17 protein-coding genes and 1 other RNA gene are annotated in these 17,035 nt (G+C 69.0%); 10 read left to right on the forward strand and 8 right to left on the reverse strand.

The features are described from left to right. Positions 1–85: 85 nt before the first annotated feature. From ACFWMR_RS28150 to ACFWMR_RS28160, 3 genes are read right to left on the reverse strand one after another with little or no spacing between them, the layout of a single operon-like run. Positions 86–706, reverse strand: coding sequence for an FMN-binding negative transcriptional regulator (locus tag ACFWMR_RS28150; RefSeq protein ID WP_378380530.1), 621 nt, complete (start codon positions 704–706; stop codon positions 86–88). A gap of 54 nt (positions 707–760) precedes the next feature. Then, positions 761–1,582 carry an SURF1 family cytochrome oxidase biogenesis protein gene (locus ACFWMR_RS28155; RefSeq protein ID WP_378380531.1) on the reverse strand — a complete coding sequence of 274 codons (822 nt, stop codon included), beginning with the start codon at positions 1,580–1,582 and terminating at the stop codon, positions 761–763. A 23-nt stretch (positions 1,583–1,605) separates the two neighbouring features. Then, entirely contained in the window at positions 1,606–2,067 is a 462-nt protein-coding gene (locus ACFWMR_RS28160; protein WP_093938999.1) for a low molecular weight protein-tyrosine-phosphatase, read from the reverse strand. 131 nt (positions 2,068–2,198) lie between these two features. Between ACFWMR_RS28160 and ACFWMR_RS28165 the strand changes: the two genes are divergently transcribed. Beyond that, complete coding sequence (locus tag ACFWMR_RS28165) at positions 2,199–2,516, forward strand: hypothetical protein (protein ID WP_378380532.1); 318 nt, start codon at positions 2,199–2,201, stop codon at positions 2,514–2,516. Between the two features lie 344 nt (positions 2,517–2,860). Here the strand turns inward: ACFWMR_RS28165 and ACFWMR_RS28170 are convergent, their stop codons facing one another. After that, complete coding sequence (locus ACFWMR_RS28170) at positions 2,861–3,418, reverse strand: chorismate mutase (protein ID WP_378380533.1); 558 nt, start codon at positions 3,416–3,418, stop codon at positions 2,861–2,863. A gap of 31 nt (positions 3,419–3,449) precedes the next feature. On the opposite strand from ACFWMR_RS28170, the gene ACFWMR_RS28175 reads away from it, so the two are divergent. From ACFWMR_RS28175 to ACFWMR_RS28190, 4 genes are all read left to right on the forward strand, one after another. Further along, positions 3,450–4,271, forward strand: a complete 822-nt coding sequence (locus ACFWMR_RS28175; RefSeq protein ID WP_378277022.1) for a Nif3-like dinuclear metal center hexameric protein — start codon at positions 3,450–3,452, stop codon at positions 4,269–4,271. Positions 4,272–4,289: 18 nt separating this feature from the next. Beyond that, a complete protein-coding gene (locus ACFWMR_RS28180; RefSeq protein WP_093938995.1) occupies positions 4,290–5,027 on the forward strand; it encodes a zinc ribbon domain-containing protein in 738 nt (245 codons plus the stop codon). After that, positions 5,024–6,139 carry a bifunctional RNase H/acid phosphatase gene (locus ACFWMR_RS28185; RefSeq protein ID WP_378277023.1) on the forward strand — a complete coding sequence of 372 codons (1,116 nt, stop codon included), beginning with the start codon at positions 5,024–5,026 and terminating at the stop codon, positions 6,137–6,139. The genes ACFWMR_RS28180 and ACFWMR_RS28185 overlap by 4 nt, the downstream gene beginning before the upstream one ends. A 111-nt stretch (positions 6,140–6,250) precedes the next feature. Beyond that, positions 6,251–7,987, forward strand: a complete 1,737-nt coding sequence (locus ACFWMR_RS28190) for a hypothetical protein (protein WP_378380534.1) — start codon at positions 6,251–6,253, stop codon at positions 7,985–7,987. A gap of 69 nt (positions 7,988–8,056) precedes the next feature. Here the strand turns inward: ACFWMR_RS28190 and sfnG are convergent, their stop codons facing one another. Genes sfnG through ACFWMR_RS28210 form a run of 4 tightly spaced genes read right to left on the reverse strand, consistent with a single transcriptional unit; the run spans position 8,057 to position 12,949 of the window. Then, positions 8,057–9,184, reverse strand: a complete 1,128-nt coding sequence (sfnG, locus tag ACFWMR_RS28195) for a dimethylsulfone monooxygenase SfnG (protein WP_093938993.1) — start codon at positions 9,182–9,184, stop codon at positions 8,057–8,059. Positions 9,185–9,217: 33 nt separating this feature from the next. Further along, positions 9,218–11,977, reverse strand: coding sequence for a BREX system ATP-binding domain-containing protein (locus ACFWMR_RS28200; protein WP_378380535.1), 2,760 nt, complete (start codon positions 11,975–11,977; stop codon positions 9,218–9,220). A gap of 31 nt (positions 11,978–12,008) precedes the next feature. Beyond that, positions 12,009–12,383: a zf-HC2 domain-containing protein gene (locus ACFWMR_RS28205; RefSeq protein WP_378380536.1), complete on the reverse strand. Its 375-nt coding sequence runs from the start codon at positions 12,381–12,383 to the stop codon at positions 12,009–12,011. Positions 12,384–12,394: 11 nt separating this feature from the next. After that, positions 12,395–12,949, reverse strand: coding sequence for a sigma-70 family RNA polymerase sigma factor (locus tag ACFWMR_RS28210; RefSeq protein ID WP_093938990.1), 555 nt, complete (start codon positions 12,947–12,949; stop codon positions 12,395–12,397). A gap of 260 nt (positions 12,950–13,209) precedes the next feature. Here ACFWMR_RS28210 and ACFWMR_RS28215 point away from each other — a divergent pair, with 260 nt between their 5' ends. From ACFWMR_RS28215 to rnpB, 5 genes are all read left to right on the forward strand, one after another. Further along, entirely contained in the window at positions 13,210–13,860 is a 651-nt protein-coding gene (locus tag ACFWMR_RS28215) for a DUF4142 domain-containing protein (RefSeq protein ID WP_378380537.1), read from the forward strand. Beyond that, positions 13,857–14,654 carry a ferredoxin gene (locus ACFWMR_RS28220; protein ID WP_378380538.1) on the forward strand — a complete coding sequence of 266 codons (798 nt, stop codon included), beginning with the start codon at positions 13,857–13,859 and terminating at the stop codon, positions 14,652–14,654. The genes ACFWMR_RS28215 and ACFWMR_RS28220 overlap by 4 nt, the downstream gene beginning before the upstream one ends. Further along, positions 14,651–15,934, forward strand: a complete 1,284-nt coding sequence (locus ACFWMR_RS28225) for an NAD(P)/FAD-dependent oxidoreductase (protein WP_378380539.1) — start codon at positions 14,651–14,653, stop codon at positions 15,932–15,934. The genes ACFWMR_RS28220 and ACFWMR_RS28225 overlap by 4 nt, the downstream gene beginning before the upstream one ends. Further along, positions 15,855–16,415, forward strand: a complete 561-nt coding sequence (locus tag ACFWMR_RS28230) for a COG4315 family predicted lipoprotein (RefSeq protein WP_378380541.1) — start codon at positions 15,855–15,857, stop codon at positions 16,413–16,415. The genes ACFWMR_RS28225 and ACFWMR_RS28230 overlap by 80 nt, the downstream gene beginning before the upstream one ends. Before the next feature lie 14 nt (positions 16,416–16,429). Then, positions 16,430–16,828, forward strand: an RNA gene (gene rnpB / locus ACFWMR_RS28235) — RNase P RNA component class A. Positions 16,829–17,035: the final 207 nt, after the last annotated feature.

The following is a 17,035-nucleotide window of genomic DNA, read 5'->3' on the forward strand; positions in this document are numbered from 1 at the left end:
GCCCAGGCGCCGATCGCCGGGGGAGCAGGGGACCTTTGCTATCGCCTGGCGCTCTGACCTGCGGAAAGGGAGCAAGGGACCTTTGCTATCGCTCCCGCCGCGCCAGCTGCGCCCGCGCCGGACCGTCCCCCGGGCCGCCGCGCCGCTCCAGCTCCCCGTCGATCCGTGAGCGGTCGGCGGGCTGCTTGTTCCCGCCGTACTTGAACTTCGCCCGCACCCCGGTCACGGTCAGCTCGACGCCGCGGATGCCCGGGAGCAGCCGCTTGTCCGGCGCTTCGGTCGAGCTGACCCCCGCCCGGACCGAGTCAGGTTCGAAGTGCGCGAGCTGCCGGTCCAGGAGCGCGGCCTTCTCCGCCGCGTCGTCGATCAGCCGGACGTCGCATTCGAGCTGCACGGACGCGTAATACGACGTCGGAACGCCGTGCGGCGGGTCGGCCGGGGTGTTCCAGTCGGACCGGATGTAGGTGTGGTCGTCGGTCACCGCGAGCAGGGCGCGTGGGTGCTCCTCCAGCAGCGGCCAGACCGGGTTGGGGCGCGCGAGGTGCAGCAGGACCGTCCGGTCGCCGTCGTAGACGAAGTGCACCGGGTTGACGATCGGCAGGTCGCGGCCCGCGCCGCCGGCGATCAGCTGGCCGAAGTCGTGCGCCGAGAGCCAGGCCCGCCATTCGGCGTCGTCGTGGGCGGCGTCCCACGGGTGAATCAGCATGATCGAGTATCAACACACGCAATGGACCTATAAAAGGGCCATCTTCGCGTCAGATCAGGTAGCCACTTCGGAGCGTTCGTCCTCGGCCAGCAGTTCGGCGACGCTCTTGCGCCGCTGCGGCCGCTCCGTGGTCAGCGCGCCACCCGGCTTCAGTTCCCGGACGGTGAAGTACAGCCAGCCCATCAGCGCCATCGCCCCGAACGCGATCCACTGGAGCGCGTAGGAGAAGAACGGCCCGCTGTCGGTCTGTGGCAGCGGCAGCGCGCCCAGCACGCCGGGCTGGTTCAGGTCCAGCTGGAAGTAGCCCGGCCGGACGTCCAGCTTCGCGGCGCGCGCGACGACCTGGGAATCGACGACGTAACTCTGGAGCTTCCCGCCGGTCGACTCGTCGGCGAAGGCGTCGCGGTTCTTCCCGTCCCGCTCGTCGTGACGTGCCCGCGTGACGATGTCGACCGTCCCGGCGGGAGGCGCGGCGAAGGGAAGGGCACGCGACTTGTCGTCGAGCCGGACGTACCCGCGGTCCACCAGCACGACCGTGCCTTCGACGGTCCGGAACGGCGTCAGGACCTCGAAGGCCGCTTCGCCCTGTACAGAGCGAAGGCGGGCCACGACCTCGCCATCGGGGAGGTACGTGCCCCTCATCGCGACCAGGTGCCATTCGGTGCGCTGATCAGGCACGGCACCGTTGGGCAGCAGCTGCTCCAGCGACCGAGGCTGCCCGGAGAACGACTCCCGCAGCGCCGCGTTCTGATGCTCGCGTTCGGTGTTACGGGAGAACTGCCAGGGCGCCAGCAGAGTGAAGCAGGTGATGGCGAAGGTGAACACCACCAACGTCAACGCCAGCCATCCGGGCTTCAGCAGGAACTTCAACCGCACCCCACCACGGTAAGCGGTCCGTCTCAGGCGTGTGCGCGCACCCAGTCGAGCAGGCCCGGAACGGACCGCTCGATCATGCCGAGGACATCCTCGAAACCGTCGTCCTCGCCGTAGTACGGGTCGGGAACCTCGGCGCCTTCGGGCGCGGACGGGTCGAACTCGCGCAGAAGGCGGACCTTCGCCGGGTCCGAGACCTTGCGCCGGAGGAACGACAGATGGCCGTCGTCCGCCGCGAGGAGGAGGTCGGCGGCCAGATGCCCGCGGTCGACCTCGGCCGCGACGTGGCCGGTCGGATAACCGTGTTCGGCCAGCTTCGCGCGGGCCCGCTTGTCGGCGGCCTCACCCACGTGCCAGCCGCCGGTGCCCGCGCTGGAGACCTGGACGAGGTGGTCGAGACCGGCTTCCTCGACCTTCGCGCGGAAGACGAGCTCGGCCATCGGGGAGCGGCAGATGTTGCCGGAGCAGACGAAGACGATGTGCAGCACCTGATCAGTGTGAAGGCCGCCGGAGATCGACCGCTCACCGGCTCCGAACGGCTACCCGGCGCGTCGAACTGGAAAGCCGGGGCGAAGCGGGAGTAGACCACCTGGAGAGAAAAACGCAGGAAAGGTCGCGTATGAGCGCACCATTGCCCATCGTCGAGTCCCCGGCAACCGGGCTCCGGTGGTACCGCATCACCGTCAAGCTTCCGCACCCCTACGAGGTCGGGCGGATCCTGTCGGAGCACCACTTCGTCCAGGCCAGATCGCCGAAAGAGGCGATGACCAGGATGCCGTTGCACCTCCGGACGAGCGCGTCCGTCGCGCCGTACCAGGTCGCCGAGCCCGACACCCCCGATCACACGACGGCCTACCGGGCGATGTTGTGGACGGGCCGCGTGATGCGCGCGGCCGGCCGTTGGGCGGTCAACAAGGACGCGAAGGCGTTGGACTGACGCCCGGGCCCCGGGGGCGATAGCAAAGGTCCCTTGCTCTCTTTTCGCAGGTCAGCGACCTGAGTGATAGCAAAGGTCCCTTGCTACCGCCCCGGGGCCATCGGCGGGGGTGTGTGGAAATAGGGACGTTGAGTGTCCCTATTTCCACACACCCTTCGCCGCGGGCACGGTCAGGTCGCCCGCCCGGCCGTCTCGCGGGGACTGTGTGGATTTCTGCGCATCCAACGCACCAAAATCCACACAGTCGGAACGCGCCCGGGAGCCGGCGACAGCAAAGGTCCCCTGCTCTCTTTCTGCAGGTCAGCGGCCCGAGTGATAGCAAAGGTCCCTTGCTCCCCCCGCGGTCAGGGGTGCGTGCAGGCCGACCGCACCGACTCCCCGAGCGCCACCGAGTGCAACCGGTCCAGCGAGCGGCGAGCGTCGACCAGCCGCACCGTGACCGCCAGCCGCACGTCGCACGACCGCCGCGCCCGCGCGTCCCCGGTCGCCGCGAGTTCGGCGAGCAGGCCCGTGTTGAGCCGGTCGATCACCGGCCGGACCTCGGTCCCCAGATCGGGCCGCTCCGGTGGACGCGTGCCGGGGTCCTCGGTCCACTTCGCGTACAGGCCGCGCTGCACGACCTTGTTCGCCTCGATCTGGTCGCGGAAGAACCGCACCACCGCGGACGCGTCGAGACCGAGGCCAGGCGCTTTCGCCGCGACGGAGTCGAGGATCTGCTGTTCACGCACCGGGTCGTCGATCGGCGACGGCGTGCCGAACTTCGCGGCCGCGACCTTGTCGGCGATCTGAACGCGCTGCGCCGCCAGATCGGTCAGCTTCCAAAACCCCGGAGACGCCGACGCGGGCGCGGGTACCGCCAGCAGTCCGGCCACGAGCAGCGCGCAGAGCACCCGAAGTCGCATGTCCGGAAACGCTACATGCGAAAATCCCCCGGTGCCCGCGCTAGCCGAAGTCATCGCCGCCCTGGAGCAGGCGTATCCGCCCGAACTCGCCGAATCGTGGGACGCTGTCGGACTCGTCTGCGGCGACCCGGCCGAGAACGTGGACAAGGTCCTGTTCTGTGTCGACCCGGTCGACGAGACCGTCGAAGAGGCGATCGAAAGCGGCGCGCGGCTGATCGTCGCGCATCATCCGCTGCTGCTGCGCGGCGTCCACGGTGTCCCGGCCGACAGCACCAAGGGGCGCCTCGTGCACCGCTTGATCCGCGCCGGCGTCGCCCTCTATTGCGCGCACACCAACGCCGATTCCGCCTCGCCCGGCGTCTCCGACGCGCTCGCCGACGCCATCGGCCTGACCGTCCTCGGCCCGCTCGACCCCCGCGAGGACGGCGTCACCGGCATCGGTCGCATCGGTGAACTGCCCGCGCCCGAACCGTTCTCCGCCTTCGTCGAACGCGTCGCGAACGCCTTGCCCCGCACGGAACCCGGGGTCTACGGCGCCGGGGACCCGGACCGCCCGATCCGCCGCGTCGCCGTGTCCGGCGGTTCCGGGGACAGCTATCTCAAGCGGGCCACCGCCGCCGGGGTCGACGCGTACGTCACCGCCGATCTCCGGCATCATCCCGCCGGGGAGCACCTCGCGGAGATCGCCGAAGTCCCCGCCCTGGTCGGCGTGACGCACTGGGCGAGCGAATGGCCGTGGTGTGAGCAAGCCTCGGGCGTCGTCCGCGCCGCGTTTGCGGGTAACGTCGACGTTCACGTCTCCACGCGGTGCACCGACCCGTGGACGCTACGGGCCACCCGAACCGAGCACTAAGAAACTCCAAGGAGCACCGTGAAGGCCGACCCCGCCGTCCAGCGCCAGCTGCTCGAACTCGCGAAGGTGGACGCGGAACTCTCGCGTACCGCCCACCGCCGCCGCACCCTGCCGGAGATCGCCGAGATCGACGCGGGCGAGAAGACGGTTCGCGATCGACGGGACGCGCTGGTCTCGGTCCAGACGGCGGCGTCCGACCTCGACCGCGAGATCGCCCGCCAGGAGAAGGAGATCGAGTCGGTGCGCGCCCGCGGCGACCGCGACCGCAAACTCCTCGAATCCGGTTCCGTCGCGGCGAAGCAGATGACCGACATCGAGCACGAGCTGAACAGCCTCAACCGGCGTCAGTCCGCGCTCGAGGACGACCTGCTGGAGCTGATGGAACGCCGCGAGGCGCTCGAACTCGACGCCCAGCGCACCAGCGCCGAGGTCTCGAAGGCCGAGGGCGAAGTCGCGGAAGCCGTCAGCCGTCGCGACGAGAACTTCGCCGACCTCGACACCACGAAGGCGCGTCGCGACGAAGATCGCGCCAAGCTCCTGCCGCGCTTCCCGGAAGACCTGATGAAGCTCTACGAGCGGGTCCGGGCGCACAAGGGCATCGGCGCGGCGCTGCTGCGGGCCCGCCGCTGCGGCGCCTGCCAGCTTGACATCGACCGCCGCGAGATCGCCGAGATCAAGGCCGCTCCCGAGGACAACGTCATCCAGTGCGAGAACTGCGGCGCCATCCTGGTCCGCACGCTGGAGTCCGGCCTGTGACCGACCACGTGCTCGTCGAGGCCGACGGCGGTTCCCGGGGCAACCCCGGTCCCGCCGGGTACGGCGCGGTCGTCAAGGACGCCGCCACCGATGAGGTGCTCGCCGAGCGCAAGGCCTTCATCGGCATCGCGACGAACAACGTCGCCGAGTACGGCGGCCTGATCGCCGGGCTCACCGCGGCCGCCGAGCTCGGAGCGTCCACAGTGGACGTCCGGATGGACTCGAAGCTCGTGGTGGAGCAGATGTCCGGGCGGTGGAAGGTCAAGCATCCGTCGATGCAGCCGCTGAACGCCGAGGCCAAGGAACTGGCGGCCCGCTTCTCGCGCGTGCGCTACGAGTGGATCCCGCGCGCGGAGAACTCCCACGCGGACGGCCTCGCGAACGAAGCGATGGACGCCGGGGCCGCCAAGAAGCCGGAACCGGCGAAGAAGACCGTGAAGCAGGACAGGGTCAGCCCCGTCGGCTGGACCGGCGCCACCGGAACGCCGACCAAACTGCTCCTCGTGCGGCACGGCCAGACGGCGATGTCGGTCGACAAGCGGTACTCCGGCCGCGGTGACGTGCCGCTCACCGAGCACGGCAAGCAGCAGGCGGCCGCTGCCGCGAAACGCCTCGGCGCGATGGAGGGCCTGGTCGTCGACGGCGAGGTGGCCCCGATCATCGCCTCGCCGCTGATCCGCACCCAGCAGACCGCGCAGGCGATCGCGGACGCGCTCGGCGGCCGGGTCGAGACCCACCCCGGGCTGATCGAGACCGACTTCGGCGACTGGGAGGGCCTCACCTTCAAAGAGGCCATGGACCGTGATCCCGAGTTCCAGACCAGCTGGCTTTCGGACACGTCGATCGCGGCGCCGGGCGGCGAGAGCTTCGACGGCGTCCACCGGCGTGTCCGCAAGGCCCGCGACGAGCTGATCGCGCGGTATGGCGGACGGACGCTCGTGCTGGTCAGCCATGTCACGCCGATCAAGTCACTGCTGCGGATGGGCCTGGACGCGGGACCGTCGCTGCTGTTCCGCCTGCACCTGGACCTGGCCTCGCTGTCGATCGTCGAGTTCTACCCGGACGGCAACGCCTCGGTCCGCCTGGTGAACGACATCTCGCACCTCTCCTAGCGAGAACTGTGGCGCGGATCACGCCTGGATATGACGTGTCGCGGGCGGCCGATGGGGTATTGGCTACAGTTTTGACGACGGGCACGTGAGCGAAAAGGCAAAGACGGGGACATGACGGCGAGCGCACTGAGCGAAGCTTCCGAAAAAGACGTGCCCGACCCGGCCGAAACGCCGGCCCGTCGTGGCCTCGCCGCCCGGATCGCGCCGTACCTGGCGGTCCTCGCCGGTGTCGCGGCGCTGGCCTGGCACGCCACGCTCTACGGCCACTGGATCGTCGACGACGCGGCCATCACCTTCTCCTACGCGCGCAGCTTCGCCGACGGACTCGGCCCGGTGCTCCAGCCGGGGCAGCCGTCGGTCGAGGGCTGGTCGAATTCGACCTGGCTGGTGTTGCTGGCGGTCGGGAAGCTCTTCGGCATCTTCGACAGCGGCACGCTGTTCGGCCTTCCCGACTACGTCCTGTTCCCGAAGCTGCTGGGGCTCCTGTTCACCGCGGGGACGCTGGCCGCCTGCCACGTCGCGGCGAAGCAGGTCTTCGAGCGCTTCGCCTGGCTGGCGACGCTGGTCGCCGGGCTGACACTGGCCGCGATCCCGTCGTTCGTCATCTGGACGATCTCCGGGCTGGAGAATTCCCTGTTCGGGATGGCCGTCGCCTGGCTCGCCGTACTGCTGTTCGTCGCCGTCCGCAAGGACACCGTGCTCACCGCGAAGGTCGCAATCTGGTCCGGGGTGCTGGTCGCGTTCGCCGCGCTGACCCGCCCCGAAGGCCTGATCTACGGCGCCGCGTACCCGCTCGTCGTCCTGTTCCAGCTGCGTAAGCCGCTGCTGGGGCAGAGCGTCAAACTCGTCGTGGTGTCGGTGGTCGCGTTCGCGATCCCGTTCGGCGCGTACCTCGCCTGGCGGATCGCGGAGTTCGGCAGGCTGCTGGCGAACCCGTCCATCGCGAAGGGGCAGGGCCTTCCCGGGCTTTCGGCGCTGAAGCAGCCGTTCGAGCTGGTCGGCTACGCCGGTGTCGCCGGGACGATCCTGCTGGCGCTGACCATCGGTTACGCGCTGGTCCGGGCGGAATGGCGGCGCGCGCTGGTCGCGCTGCTGACGCCGCTGGCGCTGGGCATCATCGCCTACGGCGTGATGGTCCCGGACTGGATGGGCCAGCACCGCTTCGCCACCCCGATCTGGATCCTGGCCGCGCTGGCCGGGACGCTGGCCGCGGGCGAGCTGCTGCGCCGTTCGCGGGCGGTGCTGCGGGTGGTCGTGGTGCTCGTGCTGGTCGCGGCCGCGATCCCGTCCGGGATGGGATTCGCGTCGTCGTCGGAGAAGTTCCAGCAGAGCCCGACGGTGCCCGCGTGCCTCATCGCCGACCGCTTCGGCCGCGGCTTCAACACGATGGCCGACATCCTCGGTCTCCAGCAGGCGTCGCTGCTGCTGCCCGACCTGGGCGGCTCGTCGATGACCAGCAGGCTGCACCTGGTCGACATGGCCGGACTGGTCGAGGCGGACGTCGCGGACTTCGTCAAGAAGGGCGACATGCCGGGGCTGCGCGACTACGTCTTCGACAAGGTCAAGCCGACGTTCATCCACTCGTGGGGCCCGTGGGCCGCGGGCAACGGCATCACCGTCGACCCGCGGATCGACCGTGACTACGAGCCGATCTTCGTGTACCCGGGTGGCGGGCTGCGGAGCGGGGACTTCGTGCGGAAGGACGCCGTCTCCAGCCCCGAGAAGCTGAAGGCCGTCCAGGACTACGCGGCGAAGACCATGCCGGAGGTCGAGAAGGTGCGCTTCGGCAGGCCGCTCAACGACTGTGGTCCCTCCATGAAACCGGGCCAGACCGTCTACCTGCCGTAAATCACGCGTTCAGTCCTCTGGATGCGGTAGTTGCCCCACGCAAAGACCGCATCCAGAGGACTAAATGCATCAGGGAGCGGAAGTGACCAGGGGCTCCGGGGTGGCGGCGCCTCGTTCCAGGTCCGCCTCCTTCGCCCGGATCACCGGCAGCACGTGCTTCCCGAAGTACTCGACATCCTCCAGGTAGTGCAGGAAACCGAGCAGCAACAGGTTCGCCCCGCGTTTCTTGTACTCGACGGCCCGGTCCGCGATCTGCTCCGGCGTGCCGATCAGGCCGGTACGGAAGCCGTCGTTGTACTGCACCAGATCCTTGAACTCCGAGTCGGCCCACATTCCCTTCTTGTCCGATGTGGACCCACCCGCCTGCTTGACGGCGTTGCGGAAGCCCTCGACGGCGTCGGTGTTCGCCTTCTCGACGATCTCGCGCAGTACGGCCTTCGCCTCGCTTTCGGTTTCCCGCGCGATCAGGAAGCCGTTCAGTCCGAAGCGGACGGCGTGGTCGTTCGCGGCCGCGTAGCCGCGAACTTCCTCGACCTGCTCGCTGAAGCCGTCGAAATCCTTGCCGTTGCTGAAGTACCAGTCGGAGACCCGGCCCGCGAGCTTCCGCGCCGCGGTGGAGTTGCCGCCCTGGAAGATCTCCGGATGCGGCCGCCCGACCGGTTTCGGCTTGATGTCGAAATCGTGGATCCGATAGAAATCACCGGCGAATTCGGCGTGGTCGTTCGTCCAGAGTTCCTTCAGTACGCGAATGAACTCTTCCGAACGACGGTACCGTTCGTCGTGTTCCAGCCACGGTTCACCGAGGTTCGTGAATTCGTCCTTGAACCAGCCGCTGACCACGTTGACCGCCGCGCGCCCGCCGGAGATCACGTCCGCGCTCGCGATGAACTTCGCGAGCACCCCGGGATGCCACAGTCCGGGATGGATCGCCGCGATCACCTTCAGCCGCTGCGTCGCGAGCAGCAGCGCGAGGCTGAACCCGGTCGATTCGTGCTGGTAGGCGGCACCGTAGCTGGCCGTGTAGCGGACCTGGCTCAGCGCGTATTCGAACCCGCTGTTCTCCGCGAGGACGGCGAGATCCCGGTTGTACTCGTATCCCCAGTCGGTGCGCTGCTCGATGTCGCTGGTGACCAGGCCGCCGCTCACATTGGGGACCCAATAGGCGAATTTGAGTGGTTCGGATTCGATTCCCGGCATGTCGCGGAGTGAACCCGCCGCCCCCGGAAACCGTCAATCACCGTCCACGCGCTGGGACCGGCCGAGCGCGGAACCCAATTCGGTGCGCCCGGCGATCTCCAGCTTCCGGTAGGCCCCGGACAAATGCAGTTCGACGGTGCGGCGGGTCAGGTGCAGCGCTTCGGCGATCTCCCGGTTGGTGAGACCTTGTGACGCCATCACCCCGACGCGGTATTCCTGTTTGGTGAGGCCGTGTTCGTTGTCCTTCGCCGTCGTCAGGCTCGTCCGCGCGTCTCGCAGCGCCTCGGCGGCCCGCCTCGTGAGCGGCCGTGCCCCGCAGTGCTTGCCCGCTTGCGTGGCCCGCCGCAGCGTCACGATCGCTTTTTCGCCCTGACCGTGGCGGGCCTGGAACGAGCCGAGTTCGGTCAAGGCCTCGGTCAGCGCGAGCTTCGCGGTCGAACCGCCGAGGACGTCGACGGCCTTGGTGAGCAGTCGTTCGGCCTCCTCGTCGTTGCGGACGAGACCGGCCGTGGTCAGCGCACCGCCGAGGATTCTCGGCGTGCCCCACCGTTCCGCGGCGGCGAGGTCCTCTTCGGCGAGTCTGGCCGCCGCGTCGGTGCGCCCGAGTGCCAGCGCGGTGCGGGCCGCGTGCGCTCGCCAGGGGGCGAATCCGGGGAAACGCATGCCGTGGTGTTCGAGACGGCGTCCGCAGCCGCGCAGGTCTTCGTACCCGAGTTCGGGTTCACCACCGGCCGCCCGGAGCCTGCCGCGCGCGTAGAGCAGGTAGTTGTGCGTGAAAAGTGCTTGCGTGGCCCCGAAATCGATTTTGTCCAGCAAGGCGGTCGCGACGTCGTGACGGCCGAGATCGACCGAGACCTCGATCAGCCTGGCCGCGCACAGCACCGCGATCGGGCACCGGCTGGTGGCGCCGCGTTCGTCGAACTGCCGCACCAGGGATTCGTAGTGGACGCTCGCGCGCACGAGGTCGCCACCCGCTTGCAGCGCGATCCCGCGGGCGAGCGTGGCGAGGGCTCCCTTCGGCACGTGGAAGTCCCAGGGCACGCGTTCGGTGTCGAGTACTTGGCAGAGCTTGTCGGTGAGGGCGGCCTCGTCGGCGAGCACCGCCGTCGCCAGCGCGAAGAAATAGGGCTGTTCGAACAGCTCGGGGTGCTCGCCGGACAAAGCCTCCCCGAAATGCCGGACGGCGTTCGCCGAGGACTTCCCGCCGCGCACCGTGTCGAGCGCGAGCAGTCCCGATCGGCTCTGTTGCGCGGCGGGATCGTTCAGCGGCGCCCATTGCCGTTCGAAGTCGCGGAAGTCCGGCGGCGGCCCGAGTCTGCTGCCCGCCTCGGCGAGGTAGGTCATGCACAGCAGCGGCCAGACGGCGTCGGGCCCGCCCGCGTCGAGCCGCGCGGCGAACTGGCCGGCGGAGTTGATCGCCAGCCGCGCGTCCGGGCCGCCGCACAGCGAAAGGATCATGGCCGTCGCGGCGAAGGCCGCGGTTTCGCGGTCGTCGATGTGGTCGACGGCCTCGCGCACCCTGGCAGGCGCCGAATCCGGGTCGCAGTGGAATTCCGCGTGCGCGAGCTGGAGCAGGATCGCCATCCGCTTGCGTTCGCTGAGCCGTTCTTCCAGCGCCCGCGAAAGGAACCGGACGGAGAGTTCCGGATCGCCCTCGACCACCGAATGCCGGGCGGCCATCCGCAGGATGTCGACCGCCCAGGGGATCCTGATCGCGGTCGCTTCCAGAAGATGGGCGCCGACCCGTTCCGGTGCCGCGCCCGCGTCGTGCAGGAGCCGCGCCGCCCGCGACTGGGTGACCGCCCTGGTGGTGAGCGGCATGTCGGCGAGCACCGAATTGCGGACGAACCGGTAGGTCAGCGCCGGCCGGTGGCTGTTGGTCAGCAGGTGCGCGCGCACCATCGTGTCGATGGCGGCCAGCGCGGTGCTTTCGTCGACCCCCGCGAGCCGCGCCAGCAGGTCGAAGCTCGCGTCCTCGCCCAGGATCGCGACGGCTTCGAGCATCTTCGGCGCGGCGGTGTACTCGTGCATGCGGACCCGCAGCACCTCGCCGATCATCGCCGACCCCGCGGCGTCCAGGTCCATCCCGGGCACCAGGCGGCGGCGCAGCGCGCCGAGCAGGTACGGATTGCCGCCGGTGACCTCGCGGCATTCCTCGGCGAACCGGCCGGTGGCGACGCCGAGGAACTCGGCGACGTGCCGCGTCCCCAGACCGCGCAGCCGGATCGTGGCCGGAGTGCAGCCGGACATCTCCAGGAGCGCGACCTCGCCGGTCTGCAACTGTCCGATCAGCGCGGTCAGCACGATCATCACCGGCAGCCGCTCCACGCGATGCCGGATGTAGGCGAGGCAGCGCATCGACCACGGATCGGCGAGGTGGATGTTGTCGATGCCGAGGAAGACCGGGCCCTGTTCGGCGGCGTGGCGGACGGTGTGGAAGAAGGCGTCGAGTGCCTGCTCGTCCCGGGGACCGTGGTCCGGCGGCGCGTGGGTGAGCCCGTCGATCAGCTGACGGCCGACACCGCCGCTCAGGTGCGTCTCCAACCGGGACGCGGAGGCGATCGCGACGGTGAACCCCGCCGCTTTCGCCAGCTCACCGGCGGCGCCGAGCACCGACGACTTGCCCATGCCGAACTCCCCGACCACCACGGCACTGGTCGCGCGGCCGCGCAGGGCGGCCCGGAACAGCCCGGTGATCGTGTCGAGTTCCCTGTCTCGACCCAGCAACCCGGCGGGACGCTTCGGTACCGAAGGCCCGCCGAAGGGACTCTCGGGATTTACTTCGGTATGCACCGTAGAGACCTTCGTTTCGGCTTGCGGCAGACTACTTGAACGGAGGCGGTGACGGGAGTGACCGCTGGTCGTCGAGGGGAGCAGAGGTCAAGATGTCCGCATCCGACGAGATCCGCCGGTATCGGCCGGACGACCGTTGTGCCGACATGAAGGCCGCGACGACGCACGCCACGAGGACCACCACGAGGTTGGCCACGATCATCGACAGCCGGCCGCAGCGCCGGACCACGGCGGCGCCGGGGGACAGGTAGCGCAGATCGGCTCTCGCGAGCGCGTCTTCCACCGACGTGAATTCCGCGACCCGGCGGCCGCAGCGCACACACCCCCGCAAATGCTTTTCGAAGGCATACGCCTCGGCCCGGTCGAGCACACCGAGTACGTACGCCGCCGCATCGGTGTGTTTCACCTTTCGCTTCATCATCGCGAACCCAGCTCTCCTAACGACCGTCGCAATGTCCTCATAGCCGCGTACAGCCGTGATTTGACCGTTCCCTCCGGTATTCCCAATATCACCGCCGCCTCCCGGACCGTATGTCCGGTCAGATACGTCTCGTAGATGACAGCCTGGTATTTGCTGTCCAGATAGCGTAGCGCTTCGGAAATGACGAGTGCGGACAGTGACTGCTCGGTCTGGTCCGCTGTTTCGGCGTTTTCAGAACTGTCCAGCTCGACCTCCTGCGGGCGGGCACGCCGGTTTCGCCAGCCGTCGATGACTATCCGCCTGGCGACCGTGAGCAGCCAGCCGCGCAGCATTCCCGGCTCACGGTTCAGCGTGTCGGAATGCTGCCAGGCGCGGATCAGCGTTTCCTGGACGACGTCTTCCGTCCATTGTCGATCATGGCCGGTCAGGTACATCACCTGACTGAACAGGGTCTCCCGGAAATCTTTGTACAGCAACGAAATGAGCTCTTCGGAAAGCTCGTTCGAACGATGCTCGCCGCCGAAACGGCATTCTCTGCCCACTGCTTCCATGAAGTTCGAGACCTCCCCAGTGGTGGAGGATTTCGCGGGTTCGTACACCGTAGCGCAGACTATCGCCGTGAGCCATGTGCAGTAGTGCTCCGTTTACTATTGGTTGCCCGGTACGTACGGCGGCGATAAACGGTTCTAAATATGTAGTGTGATGCACATCACACTGTATGGGCGGGCAGAGATCGAACCGGCCACTCCGGTTCCCCGTACTCCCAGTGAGGCCCTTTGTTCGATGCGTATCCGCAGTGGGGACGGGTGAAATGATCTATCGACTGCTCGGCGTGGTGATCGCCCTACTGGTGCTCGGGCTCGGAACGCCTGACAGTGCCTTCGCGGAAATCGATTCCCATGATCGGGAACTGCTCGTGCGAGTACGGCAGGCCTGTTTGTGGGAAGGTCCGGCCGGTCGTCAGGCGGAACAGCGCGCGAGCGGCCTGCGGGTGCGGGAGGTCGGCCGCAAACTCGCCGACGACCACGACCGGCTCGACGCCCAGGTCCGCGAACTGGCGTCGAAGGTCCACGTCGAACTACCCGGCGAGCCCACCGAAGAACAACGGTCCTGGGCCGAGGAGATCACCGGTGCCGTCAGCGCCGACTTCGACCATCTCTACGTCAACCGCTCCCGCGCCGCGCACGGGAGCGTCTTCGGCCTCGCCTCCCAAGTGCGGGCCGCCACCCGCGACGACGCGATGCGGTCCTTCGCGCAGACCGCCGTCGACACCGTCATGCGGCACATGACCCTGCTCGAAAGCACCGGCATCGCCGAGACGACCTCGCTGATGGTGGTTTCCGCCGTCGGCAACGAACTCGGCGGCGGTGACATCGTGTTCGGCGTGCTCTTGGTGGCGGTCGCCGGGGGAGCGACCTTCGGGCTCGTGCGGGTGCTCGGCGCACCGGGCAGGCGCGCGTGACGGCCGCGCTCCTGGCGGTCATCCCGGCCCCGTCACCGCACGACAGCGGAGTCCGGGACATCGCCACGCTTTCCGCCCGGTTCGCCTACTCGACGATGTGCTTGACGCTGGCTTGGGGAATCCTGAGCGCCACCGGGTGGATCAGGCGGGCCACCGGCCACGAGGCGCTGCGCGGCGGGCACGTCGTCCTCGCGGTGTTCAGCCTCGCCACCGGTTCCGTCCACGGCCTGTCCTATCTCTTCCTCGACGACGGCTCGTTCGGCGTTCTCGCGCTGCTGATCCCGTTCGCCGGTGGCGGGTTCGCGCGGCACGCGGCGGGCGTCGTCGGGCTCGAACTGTTCATCGCGGTCTCCGTCACCGCCGCCTTGGGGCGTCGAGTCAAAGGGTGGTTCCATCAGCTCGGCTACCTCTCGGTCGGCCTGCTGGCGATCCATTCCTGGCTGGGCGCGTCCGCGAACGGGAACCTCGCGACGGTCTGGCTCGGCGGGATCACCGTGCTCACCCCCGCCGTCGTGCTCACCGTCCTGCGGGTGCTCCCGCCGCGGGCGCTGGTCCGCCTGGGACTGCTCGACGGCGGCGCCGGCCGGGCCGAACGGGTCATGATCTCGGTCGACGACAAGAAATGCCACAGCTACGCCATTTGCCAGGCCGAAGCACCGCAGGTCTTCCAGCTGCAAGGGGACGGCCAGCTGCGCTATCTCCGGAAACCGGGCGCCAGACAGCTGCCCTTGGTCCAGGCCGCGGCCCGGGCTTGTCCGATGCGAGCCATCCACCTGCGAGGGGCGGGACAATGAGCGAACGGATCGTCGTGGTCGGCGGCGGACTGGCGGGACTGCGCTGCGCGGAACGGTTGCGGGAACTGCGGTTCGACGGCGAGCTGGTGATCGTCGGCAACGAGCCGGACCTGCCCTATCACCGGCCGGCGTTGTCCAAAGACCTGCTGACCGGGGCCACGAGCCCGGCGGAGACGGCGCTCGCCCGGCTCGACGAGATCGACGCCGAATGGCGGTTCAACACCCCGGCGACGCATCTGCAGCCGGGCCGCCAGGTCGTCCACCTGCCCGGTGCGGAGGAACTGCCCTACGACGGGCTCGTCATCGCCTGCGGCGTCGAACCCCGGCGGCTTTCCGGTGTCCCGCACGGACATCCGCGGGTGGTCGTCGTCCGGACCCTGGCCGACGCCGCCGAACTGCGCGGCAACCTCGCCGCCGACCACGGGCCGGTCGCGGTGCTGGGCAGCGGGTTCATCGGCTGCGAGGTCGCCGCGAGCCTGCGCGAGACGGGGCGCGAGGTCACCGTGATCGGCCGGTCGGCGCATCTGCTCGGCGAGGTCGTCGGCAGGCACATCGGGCAGAAGCTCTCCGCGCTGCACCGGTCGCGAGGGGTGCGGCTGGCGCTGGGCGCGTCCATCGACGGCTGGCAGACCACGGCGAACGGCCTGCGGCTGAGGTCGTCCGACGGCTGGATCCTGGACGTCTCGTGCGTCGTCGTGGCCGTGGGGACCGTGCCGTCGATCTCGTGGCTGCGCGGGTCCAAGCTGCCGCTCGACGACGGTGTCGTCTGCGCGCCCACCTGTCACGTGCTGGGGATGGACAACATCGTCGCCGCCGGTGACGTCGCGCAGTGGCCGAACCTGCGGTTCGACGAGACCCCGAGACGGGTCGAACACTGGCTCAACGCCGTCGAGATGGGCCGGGCCGCGGCGGAGAACCTCCTCGACGGGCCGCAGGCTTCGCGGCCGTTCGCGCCCGTGCCGCGGTTCTGGTCCGAACAGCACGGCATGCGCATCCAGGCGGGCGGCATCCCGAAGCTCGGCGCCGACACCGTCGCGCTCGCCTCACCCGTCGGCGGGGAACGGCCCGTCACCGGTTTCGTCCGCAAGGGCCGCCTAGTCGGTGTCGTCGGCCTCGACAGCCCGTCCGCCGTCCTGCACTGGACCAACGAGATCGCGGAGCAGAACCCCGTCAGCCACCCGGGAGAAACGGAGACGCCTGATGCGCCGATCGCGGTTGACCATGCTCGTCGTCATCGCGGCACTCGTCGTGGGCGCCGCGATGTGGTGGCAGGAGGGTGAACCCGTGTCGCTGACGGCGAGCGCTCCGGTCACCGAGACACTCCCCGGCCCGCGCTTGCCGCCGTCCGGCACCTCGCGGCCCAGCTCTCCCACGGATGCTCCGCCCGGCACGCAGCTGACGGCCGTCTACATGACCCGGATGGGCCGGGCCGTCCTCGACGAGACCGGCGCCGTCCTCTTCCGGTACGAACGCGACGACCCGCACAAGGCCCGCTCGGTGTGCCTCGGGGACTGCGCCGCGGTGTGGATTCCCGTCACGACCACCGGCACGCCGGTGGTGACCGGCATCGACCCCGGGATCGTCGACACGATCAAGCGTCCCGAGGGCGCCCGGCAGGTGACCCTGGCCGGCCGGCCGCTCTACAAGTTCGCCAACGCGCGTCCCGGCGAATGGACCGGACAGGGCACCGACCACCTGTGGTTCGTCGTCGAACCCGACGGGCGGCGCAACCTGAACTGCCTGCCCGTACCCGTGCAGTAGGATTCGCCGACGGACGAGTCGGCGGGGCGGCCGCGAGCCGGGAAACCGGTTCGAGGAAAGTCCGGACTCCACAGGGCAGGGTGGTTGTTAACGGCAACCCGGGGCGACCCGCGGGACAGTGCCACAGAAAACAGACCGCCTCCGTGCGCTTCGCGGGCGGAGGTAAGGGTGAAACGGTGGTGTAAGAGACCACCAGCGTCCTGGGTGACCAGGACGGCTAGGTAAACCCCACCCGGAGCAAGGCCAAGAGGGAGCCGCGAGGCTCCTGCGCAGGCGACCGAGGGCTGCTCGCCCGAGTCTGCGGGTAGGCCGCTCGAGCCCGCCGGCGACGGTGGGCCTAGATGGATGGCCGCCACTCGCTCAGCCGCAAGGCGAGGCGAGGACAGGATCCGGCTTACACGCCGGCTCGTCCGTACTTCTTTTGCCACCCGCGCGCCGGTCGTGCCGCGGGGGGGTGTCAGGAAAGGGTCGTTCAGGACATTTTTCGTCCTGAACGACCCTTTCCTGACATTCGGGAGTTTCCGCGTGCGAGTAGGAAGTCCGGGTAGGCCACCATACCTACCTTGAGAGTAAGGAAAGGGGCCTTAACGGACTTCGGCCGCGGTGGGCGCTCGGCCAGG

This window comes from Amycolatopsis thailandensis (assembly GCF_042723255.1).
GTDB lineage: Bacteria > Actinomycetota > Actinomycetes > Mycobacteriales > Pseudonocardiaceae > Amycolatopsis > Amycolatopsis thailandensis.

Coding starts and splice junctions, on each gene's coding strand:
- ACFWMR_RS28150 (WP_378380530.1), bottom strand. CDS start 706: ATGCTGATTCACCCGTGGGACGCCGCCCACGACGACGCCGAATGGCGG.
- ACFWMR_RS28165 (WP_378380532.1), top strand. CDS start 2,199: ATGAGCGCACCATTGCCCATCGTCGAGTCCCCGGCAACCGGGCTCCGG.
- ACFWMR_RS28170 (WP_378380533.1), bottom strand. CDS start 3,418: ATGCGACTTCGGGTGCTCTGCGCGCTGCTCGTGGCCGGACTGCTGGCG.
- ACFWMR_RS28190 (WP_378380534.1), top strand. CDS start 6,251: ATGACGGCGAGCGCACTGAGCGAAGCTTCCGAAAAAGACGTGCCCGAC.
- sfnG (WP_093938993.1), bottom strand. CDS start 9,184: ATGCCGGGAATCGAATCCGAACCACTCAAATTCGCCTATTGGGTCCCC.
- ACFWMR_RS28210 (WP_093938990.1), bottom strand. CDS start 12,949: ATGGAAGCAGTGGGCAGAGAATGCCGTTTCGGCGGCGAGCATCGTTCG.
- ACFWMR_RS28215 (WP_378380537.1), top strand. CDS start 13,210: ATGATCTATCGACTGCTCGGCGTGGTGATCGCCCTACTGGTGCTCGGG.
- ACFWMR_RS28225 (WP_378380539.1), top strand. CDS start 14,651: ATGAGCGAACGGATCGTCGTGGTCGGCGGCGGACTGGCGGGACTGCGC.
- ACFWMR_RS28230 (WP_378380541.1), top strand. CDS start 15,855: ATGCGCCGATCGCGGTTGACCATGCTCGTCGTCATCGCGGCACTCGTC.